The following is a 12,566-nucleotide window of genomic DNA, read 5'->3' on the forward strand; positions in this document are numbered from 1 at the left end:
TAACATCAGCTCCATACCAACCAACAACACCCCGGAGCACACCATCATGAAACGCCAGACTCTTCTCAGCATCGCTTTCTCGGTTTTCGCAGTTAACGCTTTCGCCGCCACCCCGGCGCACACCCTGATCGCCGAAGGCGGTTCGGACAAGCTGATCGAAAGCCGTCTGGCTGAAGGCGGCTCGGATCGTCTGATCGAACGCCGTGTTGCTGAAGGTGGTTCGGATCGTCTGATCGAACGCCGTGTTGCTGAAGGTGGTTCGGATCGTCTGATCGAACGCCGTGTTGCCGAAGGTGGTTCTGATCGTCTGATCGAACGCCGTGTTGCCGAAGGTGGCTCGGATCGTCTGATCGAACGCCGCGTTGCTGAAGGTGGTTCGGATCGTCTGATCGAGCGCCGTGTTGCCGAAGGTGGTTCTGATCGTCTGATCGAACGCCGTGTTGCCTGATGCATGACTGCAAGCGCAACACCGCAGAGAAACCCGGCTCCCGCAGCCGGGTTTTTTATGTCTGCGTGTTTTATCCGGCCTTGGCCATGCAGCGCTTGTAGCGCTCGTCCACGCGCTTGGCGAACCAGGCTGTGGTGAGTTTGCGGGTGATCTTCGGACTTTGCAGCACAATTCCCGGCAATACCGCACGCGGTAACGCCTTGCCTTCGGCCCGCTCCGCCAGTTCGAACACGCGCTGATAGAGTTTGGTCTCTTCGAATTCCAGGGTTTTGCCTTTCTCCAATTGATCGCGAATCGTCGGGTTGCGCATGCCCAGCGACTTGCCGAGGGTGCGCACCGCCAGTTCGGTACTGCCGGGCATGATCGAGTCGTAGCGAATCAGGTCGCCGTCCAGGGTCAGCGGGATGCCGGAAGCGCGGCTGACCGCATTCTGAAACGCGGCATTGCGGCTGGCGTACCAGCCGGCGTTGAAATCGGCGAAACGATACAACGGCTCACGGTAACTCACCGGATAACCGAGCAAATGGGCGATGCCGAAATACATGCCGCCGCGCCTGCTGAACACTTCACGACGAATCGTGCCGTCCACCGGGTACGGGTAATCCTTGGCGTGCTCCTCGGCGAATTCGATGCTGACCTGCATCGGCCCGCCGGTGTGCACCGGGTTGAACCCGCCGAACAACGTGCGACCCATCGGCACCATGCCAATGAAATCGTCGAAAATCGCGCTCAGCTCTTTTTCACTACGCGCAGCGTTCAGGCGTTCGCTGTAGCTCTTGCCGTTGGGCGAGCGCACTTGCAGAGCGCCGCTGACCAGCAGGCTGGGGATGTGCACCTTGGCGGCGCGGCGGTCGATTTCGTCGCGGGCGATCTTGCCCAGGCCGGGCACTGTAGGGTCGGCCTGGAAAGTCGATTCCTGCTCGGCCACGGCCAGTACCGAACACAGATTCTGCGTGGTGGTGTTGATGCCCTGTGCGGCGAACGCGGCGTAGATGTCCGTGGCCCAGCCCTGACGGTCGGCAGTTTTCGCCGGCAACAGCCGAACGATTTCCGCCTTCACTTCAGCCGGCGGACGCGGCGCCGGTTCGTTGCTGCGCTGGCTGGCGCAACCGGCGAGCAGCAGCAAAGCGCCGAGAGTAATGAGTAATCGCATGTTGCTCCATCCAATCAAATTAGCCACAACACCATACACAACCCCCGTAGGAGCTGCCGCAGGCTGCGATCTTTTGATCTTGCTTATTGCAGATCAGATCAAGATCAAGATCAAAAGATCGCAGCCTTCGGCAGCTCCTACGGATGACAAACTGATTGCAAAACGTTACTGCGAAACCCTATCATTCGCGCCTGGAGTCGCATTAGCGCAAGGAGTTCCGCGCCGCCCTTATTTTTTCTTTGGCCGTTCGCCTCCAGGTATCCGACATGCCCGCTTCTGCTCGACTCGGCGCTCCGTTCCGCCCGACTTTGCTTGCTCTGCTGTGCTCCCTGACCGTCACCGCCCACGCCGCTGAAGACAACAGCAAAGCGCTGGTGCTCGACGACGTCAACGTCAATGCCCAGGCCCCGACACCCAACGCCCTGCCCCCGGTCTACTCTGGCGGTCAGGTCGCGCGCGGCGGCCAGTTGGGCGTGCTCGGCAATCAGGACATGATGGACGTGCCGTTCAGCGCAGCGTCCTACACCGAGCAATTGATCCAGGATCAGCAGGCGGAAAACGTCGCCGACGTGCTGCTCAACGATTCTTCCGTGCGCCAGGCCTCGGGCTTCTCCAACCAGGCGCAGGTCTTCATGATTCGCGGCCTGCCGCTCAATGGCGATGATATTTCCTATAACGGCCTGTACGGCGTATTGCCCCGGCAGATCATTTCCACCGATGCGCTGGAGCGCGTGGAAGTGTTCAAAGGCCCCAACGCTTTCATCAACGGCGTGACCCCGACCGGTTCCGGCATCGGCGGCGGCGTCAACCTGCAACCCAAGCGCGCCGGCGACGTGCCGCTGCGCCGTTACACCACCGACATCAACAGCGAAGGTCGCATCGGTCACCACTTCGACATCGGCCAGCGTTTCGGTGAAGACAACCGCTTCGGCGCGCGGGTCAACCTGTCGCAGCGCGAAGGCGACACCGGCATCGATCACGAGAACCAGCGCTCGAAACTGTTCGCCATCGGCCTGGATTATCGCGGCGATGCGCTGCGGGTTTCCGGTGACTTTGCCTATCAGAAGGAACGCGTCAACGGTGGCCGCAGCTCGGTCAACCTCGGCACCGCCACGCACATCCCGGACGCGCCATCGGCGGACACCAACTACGCGCCGAAATGGGGTTACACCGACATCGAAGACACCTTCGGCATGCTCCGCGCCGAATACGACCTCAACGACAACTGGACCGCCTACGCCGCCGGTGGCGCCAAGCACACCCGTGAAGTCGGCCGGTACAACTCGACCACGCTGGTCGGCAACAGCGGCGCGTCGTTCACCACTGGCTCGTTCGTCCCGCATGATGAGGACAACACCAGCGTCATGGCCGGTCTCAACGGCAAGTTCAACACCGGCCCGGTCAGCCACAAGCTGAATTTCGGCCTGACCGGGATCTGGGCCGAGCAGCGCAGTGCTTATGACTTCGACCTGACCCGCTACTCGAACAATATTTACCATCCGATCACTCCTCCGGCACCGGTCGGCAATTTCTCTGGCGGCGATCTCAACGATCCGGGCATCGTCGGCAAGACCTTCAACCGCAGCGTGGCAATTTCCGACACCCTCGGTTTCTTCGATGATCGCCTGCTGGTCACCGCCGGTCTGCGTCGCCAGCAACTGGTGGTGCAGGGTTACAGCTACGCCAGCTACGGCAGCGGCCCGCGCTCGTCGAGCTACGACGAGTCGATCACCACGCCGGTGTACGGCATCGTGTTCAAGCCGTGGGAGCATGTGTCGTTCTACGCCAACCACATCGAAGGCCTGGCCCAGGGGCCGACTTCGCCGACCAGCTCTGGCGGTTTCCGCGTCACCAACGGCAACGAAGTCTACGCGCCGAAACGCTCCAAGCAGACCGAACTGGGCGTGAAAGTCGACATGGGCACTTACGGTGCGAGCCTCGGTGTTTACCGCATCGAACAGCCAAGCGACGGCTACTGCGAAATCAACAGCGCCACCACCTGCACCTACGTGCGCGAAGGCGAGCAGATCAACAAAGGCGTGGAGATGAACGTGTTCGGCGAGCCGATCGACGGCCTGCGCCTGATCAGCGGCCTGACCCTGATGGATACCGAACTGAAAAACACCCTCAACGGCGCCAACGACGGTAACCATGCCATCGGCGTGCCGACCTTCCAGTTCAACGCTGGCGTGGATTGGGACGTGCCGGGCCTGCAAGGTGTTGCGCTGAATGCGCGGATGCTGCGCACCGGCGGGCAATACGCCGACGCAGCGAACAACCTCAGCCTGCCGACGTGGAACCGCTTCGACGCGGGCGCGCGCTATGCGTTCAAGGTGTCAGAGAAGGACGTGACGCTGCGGTTCGGCGTCGAGAACGTGGCGAACAAGAAGTACTGGGAATCGGCTCAGGGCGGCTACCTGACCCAGGGCGAACCGCGAGTGGCGAAGTTGTCGGGGACGATCGACTTCTAAGCGCCGGAAAGATCAAAAGCCCCTCACCCTAACCCTCTCCCAGAGGGAGAGGGGACTGATCGGGTTGCTTCGACAATTGAAGCCGACCTGATATTCCGAGTCGAACTCAAATCTTGAAAAGCTTGAAGATCGGCTCCCTTTCCCCCTCGCCCCCTTGGGGGAGAGGGCTGGGGTGAGGGGGATCGATTCGGGCAACACCGAACATCTTCAGCCGAACACCGAACAGCCCCACTCGCCTGACTACCACGCAGCCTTACTCCGTCTGGCCGACCACACTGGCCACCCTCTCCCGCTGATCCATACTTGCTGCACAGCCACAAGAGGACAGCCCCATGAATCGCAGCGACGTGCTGATCATCGGCGCCGGCCCGACCGGTCTGGTCCTGGCGCTGTGGCTGAGCAAACTCGGCGTGCGCGTGCGCATCATCGACAGGACCTCGGCCCCCGGTACCACTTCCCGTGCTCTGGCGGTGCAGGCACGCACCCTCGAGCTGTATCGCCAACTCGACCTGGCCGACACCATCGTGCGTCGCGGCCATCAGGTCGCGGCGGCAAATTTCTGGGTTCACGGCAAACCGGTCGCGCAACTGCCGCTCAAGCGCATCGGCGAAGGCCTGACACCCTATGCCTTCGTCGAGATCTTCCCGCAGGACGAGCACGAACGGTTGCTACTCGAGCGCCTCGAAGACTACGGCGTCAGCGTCGAGCGCAATACCGCGCTGGACAGCTTCACGGACACCGGCGACACCATCACCGCCCATCTGCGCTTGCCCGATGGCCAGCAGGAAGTCTGTCAGGCCTGCTATCTGGCCGGTTGCGACGGCGCCCGTTCGGTGGTGCGCAAAGCCCTCGACACCGACTTCCCCGGCGGCACCTATCAGCAGATTTTCTACGTCGCCGATGTCACGGCCAGCGGCCCGGCACTGAATGGCGAGCTGCATCTGGATCTGGATGAAGCGGACTTTCTCGCGGTGTTCCCACTGGCCGGCGAAGGCCGTGCGCGGCTGATCGGCACGGTGCGTGACGAACGCGCCGAGCGTGCCGAAACCCTGCAATTTGTCGACGTCAGCAGCCGCGCCATCGAGCAGCTGAAAGTGCACATCGAAGACGTACACTGGTTCTCCACCTACCGCGTGCATCACCGCGTGGCCGAGCACTTTCGCAACGGCCGGGCGTTTCTGCTCGGCGATGCCGCCCATGTACACAGTCCGGCCGGTGGCCAGGGCATGAACACGGGCATTGGCGATGCAATCAATCTGGCGTGGAAACTCGCTGCCGTGCTCAGTGGTGGCGCCGAGCCGAGGCTGCTCGACACCTACGAATCCGAGCGCATCGCCTTCGCTCGCCGACTGGTCTCCACCACCGACAAGGTCTTCAGTTTCGTCACCGCGCAGGGTCGCATGGCCGATCTGCTACGGATGCGCGTGGCGCCGTTTCTGCTTCCGAAAGTGGCCGGGTTCGAAGCGAGCCGCGAATTCCTGTTTCGCACGGTCTCGCAAGTCACCCTCAACTATCGCGGCATGCCACTGAGCCAGGGTGAAGCCGGCCACGTGCACGGCGGCGACCGCTTGCCGTGGGCGCATGATGGCGAAGGGGATAATTTCGAACCGCTACGGCAGCCATGCTGGCAGGTGCATGTCTACGGCGACACCAGCGACGAGATGATCGCCTGGTGCGCTGAACATCACTTGCCGCTGCACCTCTTCGACTGGCGCCCGGCGTTTGAGACGGCGGGTTTGGGGCGCAACGGATTTTATCTGTTGCGGCCGGATACCTATGTGGCGATTGCCGATAGCAGCGCCGATCCGAAGGTGATCGAACGCTACTTCCGCGATCACGGCATTCGGCCGTTCTTCAACTGACACACCAAAAATTAAAATGTGGGAGCGAGCCTGCTCGCGAAGGCGGTATCTCGGCCAACATGGATGTCGGCTGACATATCGCTTTCGCGAGCAGGCTCGCTCCCACAGGAGGACAAGGTGTTGCTTAGATCCCGGCGAGCGCCAGATCCATCGCAAAGTAAGTGAAGATCAGATCCGCCCCGGCACGCTTGATTGCGCCAAGACTTTCGCGCACCACGCGCTCTTCGTCGATCGCGCCGGCCTGGGCGCCGAACTTGATCATCGCGTACTCGCCGCTGACCTGATACGCCGCTAGTGGCAGGGTCGAGGCCTGGCGGATGTCGCGGATGATGTCGAGGTAGGCGCCGGCCGGTTTGACCATCAGCGCATCGGCACCTTCCTGTTCATCGAGCAGCGATTCGCGCAGGGCTTCGCGGCGGTTCATCGGGTTCATCTGATAGCTTTTGCGATCGCCCTTGAGCGCGCTGCCGCCAGCCTCGCGGAACGGACCGTACAGCGCCGAGGCGAATTTGGTCGAGTAGGCCATGATCGGAATCTGGGTGAAGCCGGCGGCGTCGAGCGCCTGACGAATCGCGCGTACCTGTCCATCCATTGCTGCCGACGGTGCAATCACGTCAGCCCCAGCGCGGGCGGCGGCCACGGCTTGTTTGCCGAGGTTGATCAGGGTCTGGTCGTTGTCGACTTCGTGGTTGTGCATGACACCGCAATGGCCGTGATCGGTGTATTCGCAAAAACAGGTGTCGGACATCACGATCATTTCCGGCACGGCGTCCTTGGCAATGCGCGACATGCGCGACACCAGCCCGTCTTCGCGCCAGGTGTCGCTGCCGTTGGCATCGAGATGATGGGACACGCCAAAAGTCATCACCGACTTGATGCCGGCACGGGCATAGCGCTCGATTTCGCTGGCCAGTTTGCGCTCGGGAATGCGCTGCACGCCGGGCATGCTGGTGATCGGCACGAAGTCGTCGATCTCTTCCTCGACGAAGATCGGCAGGACCAGATCGTTCAGGCTGAACTCGGTTTCCTGGAACAGACTGCGCAGGCTCGCATTGCGGCGCAGACGGCGGGGACGTGCTTCGGGGAACTGACTGGACATGGGGCCTTTCCTGAAAACAGCGGATGAGACGAAAGTCGTAGGGGGCGAAGCTTATGCCTTGCGGCGGGTGCGGGACAAACCTGGATCAATCAAGAGAGCGTTACCGGGCTTGTAATAATCCTGCTGCTGATCGCGCATTTCCCCCCTGTGGGAGCGAGCCTGCTCGCGAATGCGCTGGGTCAGAAACGAAAATGGTGTCTGATACGACGCTTTCGCGAGCAGGCTCGCTCCCACAGTGGCGACTGTATTGGGTCAGGACGGGATGGTCAGCCCACGAATAACCGCCGGGCGCGCGAGAAACCGCTCCAGTACCCGTGTGACATTGGGGAAACTCTGAATCCCGACCAGATCCCCGGCCTCATAGAAACCAAGCAGATTGCGCACCCACGGGAACGTAGCGATGTCGGCGATGGTGTAGCGCTCACCCATGATCCAGTCGCGGCCTTCGAGGCGAGTGTTGAGCACGTTCAGCAGGCGTTTGCTCTCTTCGACATAACGATCACGCGGACGCTTGTCCTCGTAATCCTTGCCGGCGAATTTATTGAAGAAACCGAGCTGGCCGAACATCGGGCCGACGCCGCCCATCTGCCACATCAGCCACTGAATGGTCTCGTAGCGCAGCGCGCCTTCCTGAGCGAGCAACTGGCCGCTTTTGTCGGCCAGATAAATCAGGATCGCGCCGGATTCGAACAACGGCAGCGGCTTGTCTTCAGGGCCATGCGGGTCGAGGATCGCCGGGATCTTGTTGTTCGGGTTCAGCGAGAGAAACTCTGCCGAAGTCTGGTCGTTGGTGTCGAAACCGACGCGGTGCGGCTCGTACGGCAGGCCGATCTCTTCGAGCATGATCGACACTTTGACGCCGTTGGGGGTCGGCAGGGAGTAGAGCTGAATCCAGTCCGGGTACTGCGCCGGCCATTTCTGAGTAATCGGGAATGCAGACAGATCGGTCATTGGAAGCATCCAGTCACAAATTGAAAACCGATCATAAAGTAGGCCTGCCGCCGCGCCTACACGAACCGTAACATCCTGTCGCTATCCTGCCCGCATGCCCGCAAAGGTTGCCGCTAGAGTGCTGCGCACTGGCCTGGAACGAACCAAACGGCGTTACAGGACTCAGAGTTATGCCTTTCTCGCAGAGGAAGCTGTTCACGACAGGGAAACACCCGGTGCTGGGAGCCCGCGGTGCCAAGGTTTGTCAGCCTTAACCGATTTTGCTGAAGAACCCTCGAATTGATGACGAACCTGATGAGTTTCGCCAAACGCTTCAAACATCGCGCGTACGTGGCCCTGCCCTCCCTGCTGGCAGTCAGCGCGCTGTTTCTGTCCCTCGAATCCAGCGAAAGCCGCGCACAACCGGCGGATGGCACGCAGACGCTGGTGTTCCTGCGCCACGCGGAAAAGCCCGAAGGCGGCCTCGGCCAGCTCAACTGCCAGGGCCTGAACCGCGCCATCGACCTGTCGACCCTGCTGCCGGAAAAATTCGGCAAGGCCGACTACGTGTTCGCTGCCAACCCGACGCGCAACGTCGAGGAAGGCGAGCTGGACAATTCCTACAGCTACATTCGTCCGCTGATGACCATCAGCCCGGCCGCGATCAAGCTCGGCCTGCCGGTGAACATCGAGTTCTCCGCCAACGACACCAGCGATCTGGCCCGCGAACTGCTGGACGAGAAGTACCACAACTCGACGATCTACACCGCCTGGTCTCACGGCTACCTACCGGATCTGATCAACAAGGTCGCCGGCAACGCAGTGGGCGAGCGACAGAAGATCACCGATGACTGGGCCGGCGATGACTTCGATTCGCTGTATGTGCTGACCCTGAAGTGGCACAACGGCAAGGCCAGTTTGCAGAGCCATATCTACAAACAGGGGCTGGATAACGGCAAGGACACCTGCCCGACCTGAGTTTTGTAGCGCCTGATATTGCGTCTTCGCGAGCAGGCTCGCTCCCACAGGGGAACGCATTTCAACTGTGGGAGCGAGCCTGCTCGCGAAGAGGCCAGTCGCTTGCGCCTCAAGCCTTCTGGCTCACCCGCCCACGCAAATACTCGATCACCGCCTGACGCTCTCCGGCAAACTCGATCCGCCCGCCCTTCTTCTCGCGCTGGAACACATACATCGGGTCGTAATACTCACGCAGCAAACCCTCGATCCAGCCGCGATGCAGATCCACCGCGCCGCTGCGGCCCTGCTCGGCCAGCGCCTGCTCCATCAACACCAGCATCCGCGAATGGCGCTCACCGCCGAGGCGTTTCTGTACGTTGTTGAGGCTTTCCAGCAGACGTTCGGAAAACAAGGCAAAACCGTTTTCGCCGTGCAGCGAAGCAAACTCCGCCGACAGATCGATGACGTAATCACGCAGGATCCGTTCGACGCGATCCTCGAAACGATCTTCCAGCCAGACCATCGGGTACTGCTGCATGCCCTGATACAGCGGCAGCGGCAAGGCACAACTGCCGACCACACGGCTCTCGTCTTCGAGCACAAACTGCTCGATCCCGGCATCGCGCTTCTTCAGGAAGTCGATGGCCAGGCGATTCTCGAAATCGATGTTCGACGGCTGCCCGGTGGCACGTTTGCCGAAACTGGAGCCGCGATGGTTGGCGTGGCCTTCTAGATCCACACCGTTGCGCAACTGCACCAGCACTTCGGTCTTGCCGGTGCCGGTCATGCCGCCGAGCAAAACAAAATCACACTGCGCGATGGCCTGCTCAAGGGTGTCGATCAAAAAACTGCGCATCGCCTTGTAGCCGCCGCCGACGCGCGGATAGTCGATGCCCGCCTCGTCGCGCAACCACTGCTGGGTGATCTGCGAGCGCAAGCCACCACGGAAACAATACAAATAACCATCGGGATGAGCCCGGGCGAAGTCGGCCCAGGCCTGGATGCGCTCGGCCTTGACCGAGCCGGACACCAGTTGGTGGCCCAGCTCGATCGCCGCCTGTTGGCCATGCTGCTTGTAGCAGGTACCGATCTTCTGCCGTTCCAGATCATTCATCAGCGGCAGATTAACCACGCCGGGGAACGCGCCTTTGTGAAACTCGACCGGCGCGCGGGCATCCATCATCGGCCGGTCGTTGAGGAAAATGTCGCGGTAGTCGGTGCAGTCGCGGAGCATCAAATCACCTCGACCGCGTTCGTCTGTCGCTCAACCAGTTCGCCGATCGGCGCAAGGTTCAGGCCCAGTTCGGCGGCAACGCCGAGGAACTCGTCATTGCCTTCAGGCGTGACCGCAATCAGCAGACCGCCGCTGGTCTGCGGATCGCACAGCACGCGTTTGTGCAACTCCTGCACGCGGCCAACCTTGCTCGAATAGCTGTCGAAGTTGCGCAGCGTACCGCCCGGCACGCAGCCCTGATCGAGGTAGTACTCGACGCTGTCCAGACGCGGCACGCGGTCGTAGGCGATGCGCGCGGTCAACTGGCTGCCGTCGGCCATTTCCACCAGATGCCCGAGCAGGCCGAAACCGGTGACATCGGTCATCGCGGTGACGCCGGCGAGTTTGCCGAAACGGCTGCCGGGCTTGTTCAGGGTGCACATCCAGTCGCGGGCGACACCGACGTCGGCGGCGCGCAACTTGCCCTTCTTTTCCGCAGTGGTGAGGATGCCGATGCCCAACGGTTTGGTCAGGTACAACAGGCAACCGGCGGTAGCGGTGTCGTTGCGTTTCATGTGGCGCTTTTCCACAAGCCCGGTGACGGCGAGGCCGAAGATCGGCTCCGGCGCATCGATCGAATGCCCCCCCGCCAACGGGATGCCCGCCGCGTCACACACCGAGCGACCACCACGAATCACTTCCCGCGCCACTTCCGGCGCCAGCACATTCACCGGCCAGCCGAGAATCGCGATCGCCATCAACGGATCGCCGCCCATCGCGTAGATGTCGCTGATCGCGTTGGTTGCGGCGATGCGGCCGAAGTCGAACGGGTCATCGACAATCGGCATGAAAAAATCGGTGGTCGACACCACCCCGCGCTCGGCATCGATCGCATACACCGCCGCGTCATCACGCGATGCGTTGCCGACCCAGAGTTTTGGATCGAGGTTCTGTGCGCCGCTACCGGCGAGGATCACTTCCAGCACCTGTGGGGAAATCTTGCAGCCACAACCGGCGCCATGGCTGTATTGGGTCAGACGAATCGGCTCGCTCATGGGAGAGTCTCTGGCAATGAATGGGGCGGATTCTAGCAGAGCGCGAGCGCGCAGAATTTTGTCCTGACCGAGCGGCCCCCTTCGCGAGCAGGCTCGCTCCCGCATTTGTAGCGTGGTCTCCTGTGGGAGCGAGCCCGCTCGCGAAAGCAATCGAACCTGCCTGCACCGTCCAGTCAGCCCCGCCTGCAAACCTCAGCGAAAATCTGCGTAATCGGCCGATGCGGCTGGCGCTTGTGCATCCGCCGCACTTGTTCACTCAGTCGCAACAACTCTTCGCTGGGCTTGGCCCATTGCTCTTCGGGCAGCGGCTCGGACCATTCGCGCATGACTTCCGGCAGCGCCTGCTTGCCGATTCTTTCCAGACGTCGCACTTCCCATTCGACCAGGCGATTGGGAAGCGTCCATAAAGTCATGACGTGATACAGGTACCAAAAGAACCCCGACAACCGCGAGCGGCGGCCTTCACGAATCTGCTGGTGCATCCGCGCGCGGGCGTTACGGAAAGTGTGCAGGCCTTCGTGAGGCGGGTCGTCCGGGCCTTGCAGGTCTTGCAGGTCTTGAATCGATTTGAGGTCGTTGACTTCGTACTCCATGTAACCGCGAATCGCTTCCCAATGACTGATCGCGAGCTCCAGGCCGGCGCATTGGAATTCGAGGCTGGTGAGGGTTTCGCCTTGGTGAAACCCGATGCCCATGCCGTATTGGCGGTGGATGCCGAACTGGGTGGCGCCCTTGGCTTCGATGATCCACGCGCTGAGCGATTCCCATGGAACGAAGACTGGTTCGGAGGCCCCTTCGGGCATGAAGCAGACTTCGCGGCGTTGGCGGTTGAAGCGGGTTGGAATGAGGGAGAGGCGTTTTTTGTGGACGTGGTGCCAGACGCCGAGGCCGATGAACAGCGTAAAAGGCCCGGTAAATACAGTGTTCTCGCAAGCCTCTTCGAAGATGGCAAGCATTGACGCCCAAATAGCTTCTTGACCAAAGCCGAAAATAATCCCCAAAAACCCAGTAATAACTGGGAATAAAAAAAGCACCGAGAACGACGTAGCAAATGGCCCTCCCAACGTCATTTGCCACATGAAAACTTGCGGCTGGCCTAATCCGAAGTCCATGTAAACATCATTGAGCTCACCGATATGTGGGCCATAAGGGGGCATCGGTGTGGGCAGTGGCAACGGTGCGAGATAGGTAGTTTTTCCGCTTGGGAACGGCTCTACATCACCCGCTCTTCTAATCACCTCACATTGCGCATCAACAAGAGGCTCATTGTGATTATTCAGCATGGTCAGCCCATTCGAGGTATTGAGTTTCTACCAGCAGTACCATCGGGTTTTGCTTGACCGACCCGGTAGCAACAACTGAGAAATGGCCGCCACCC

10 protein-coding genes are annotated in these 12,566 nt (G+C 61.0%); 4 read left to right on the forward strand and 6 right to left on the reverse strand.

The window, feature by feature from the left end; genetic code table 11:
• Window positions 1-46 precede the first annotated feature (46 nt).
• Entirely contained in the window at window positions 47-448 is a 402-nt protein-coding gene (locus tag PS14A_RS16170) for a hypothetical protein (protein ID WP_137214722.1), read from the forward strand.
• A 70-nt stretch (window positions 449-518) separates the two neighbouring features.
• Here the strand turns inward: PS14A_RS16170 and PS14A_RS16175 are convergent, their stop codons facing one another.
• Window positions 519-1,601, reverse strand: a complete 1,083-nt coding sequence (locus PS14A_RS16175; RefSeq protein WP_130909704.1) for a DUF1615 domain-containing protein — start codon at window positions 1,599-1,601, stop codon at window positions 519-521.
• A gap of 266 nt (window positions 1,602-1,867) precedes the next feature.
• On the opposite strand from PS14A_RS16175, the gene PS14A_RS16180 reads away from it, so the two are divergent.
• Both PS14A_RS16180 and PS14A_RS16185 read left to right on the forward strand, forming a co-directional pair.
• Window positions 1,868-4,072, forward strand: coding sequence for a TonB-dependent siderophore receptor (locus tag PS14A_RS16180; RefSeq protein ID WP_130909703.1), 2,205 nt, complete (start codon window positions 1,868-1,870; stop codon window positions 4,070-4,072).
• 332 nt (window positions 4,073-4,404) lie between these two features.
• On the forward strand, window positions 4,405-5,934 hold the full coding sequence (locus PS14A_RS16185; protein WP_212616731.1) for an FAD-dependent oxidoreductase: 1,530 nt from the start codon (window positions 4,405-4,407) through the stop codon (window positions 5,932-5,934).
• Between the two features lie 124 nt (window positions 5,935-6,058).
• On the opposite strand, the gene hemB is transcribed toward PS14A_RS16185, so the two are convergent.
• Entirely contained in the window at window positions 6,059-7,033 is a 975-nt protein-coding gene (hemB, locus tag PS14A_RS16190; protein WP_212616732.1) for a porphobilinogen synthase, read from the reverse strand.
• Between the two features lie 252 nt (window positions 7,034-7,285).
• Window positions 7,286-7,984, reverse strand: a complete 699-nt coding sequence (locus PS14A_RS16195; RefSeq protein WP_073471373.1) for a glutathione binding-like protein — start codon at window positions 7,982-7,984, stop codon at window positions 7,286-7,288.
• Window positions 7,985-8,266: 282 nt separating this feature from the next.
• Between PS14A_RS16195 and PS14A_RS16200 the strand changes: the two genes are divergently transcribed.
• Window positions 8,267-8,941, forward strand: a complete 675-nt coding sequence (locus PS14A_RS16200; protein ID WP_041477219.1) for a hypothetical protein — start codon at window positions 8,267-8,269, stop codon at window positions 8,939-8,941.
• A 109-nt stretch (window positions 8,942-9,050) separates the two neighbouring features.
• Here the strand turns inward: PS14A_RS16200 and mnmH are convergent, their stop codons facing one another.
• The 3 genes from mnmH to PS14A_RS16215 all read right to left on the reverse strand — a co-directional run bounded on the left by mnmH (window position 9,051) and on the right by PS14A_RS16215 (window position 12,471).
• Window positions 9,051-10,154 (reverse strand): tRNA 2-selenouridine(34) synthase MnmH, encoded by a 1,104-nt coding sequence (mnmH, locus tag PS14A_RS16205; RefSeq protein ID WP_212616733.1) that lies wholly within the window; start codon window positions 10,152-10,154, stop codon window positions 9,051-9,053.
• Complete coding sequence (selD, locus tag PS14A_RS16210) at window positions 10,154-11,188, reverse strand: selenide, water dikinase SelD (RefSeq protein WP_024013506.1); 1,035 nt, start codon at window positions 11,186-11,188, stop codon at window positions 10,154-10,156. The genes mnmH and selD overlap by 1 nt, the downstream gene beginning before the upstream one ends.
• Before the next feature lie 173 nt (window positions 11,189-11,361).
• The gene (locus tag PS14A_RS16215) at window positions 11,362-12,471 is read right to left on the reverse strand and encodes a hypothetical protein (RefSeq protein WP_212616734.1); all 1,110 of its coding nucleotides are present in this window, start codon (window positions 12,469-12,471) and stop codon (window positions 11,362-11,364) included.
• Between the last annotated feature and the right edge of the window lie 95 nt (window positions 12,472-12,566).

The organism is Pseudomonas sp. 14A, from assembly GCF_018132745.1.
Classification (GTDB): domain Bacteria; phylum Pseudomonadota; class Gammaproteobacteria; order Pseudomonadales; family Pseudomonadaceae; genus Aquipseudomonas; species Aquipseudomonas mercuritolerans.

What these genes read in the sequence shown, in the direction of transcription:
- PS14A_RS16180 (WP_130909703.1), top strand. Translation starts at nt 1,868, where the DNA reads ATGCCCGCTTCTGCTCGACTCGGCGCTCCGTTCCGCCCGACTTTGCTT.
- PS14A_RS16200 (WP_041477219.1), top strand. Translation starts at nt 8,267, where the DNA reads ATGACGAACCTGATGAGTTTCGCCAAACGCTTCAAACATCGCGCGTAC.
- PS14A_RS16185 (WP_212616731.1), top strand. Translation starts at nt 4,405, where the DNA reads ATGAATCGCAGCGACGTGCTGATCATCGGCGCCGGCCCGACCGGTCTG.
- selD (WP_024013506.1), bottom strand. Translation starts at nt 11,188, where the DNA reads ATGAGCGAGCCGATTCGTCTGACCCAATACAGCCATGGCGCCGGTTGT.
- hemB (WP_212616732.1), bottom strand. Translation starts at nt 7,033, where the DNA reads ATGTCCAGTCAGTTCCCCGAAGCACGTCCCCGCCGTCTGCGCCGCAAT.
- mnmH (WP_212616733.1), bottom strand. Translation starts at nt 10,154, where the DNA reads ATGCTCCGCGACTGCACCGACTACCGCGACATTTTCCTCAACGACCGG.
- PS14A_RS16195 (WP_073471373.1), bottom strand. Translation starts at nt 7,984, where the DNA reads ATGACCGATCTGTCTGCATTCCCGATTACTCAGAAATGGCCGGCGCAG.
- PS14A_RS16170 (WP_137214722.1), top strand. Translation starts at nt 47, where the DNA reads ATGAAACGCCAGACTCTTCTCAGCATCGCTTTCTCGGTTTTCGCAGTT.
- PS14A_RS16215 (WP_212616734.1), bottom strand. Translation starts at nt 12,471, where the DNA reads ATGCTGAATAATCACAATGAGCCTCTTGTTGATGCGCAATGTGAGGTG.
- PS14A_RS16175 (WP_130909704.1), bottom strand. Translation starts at nt 1,601, where the DNA reads ATGCGATTACTCATTACTCTCGGCGCTTTGCTGCTGCTCGCCGGTTGC.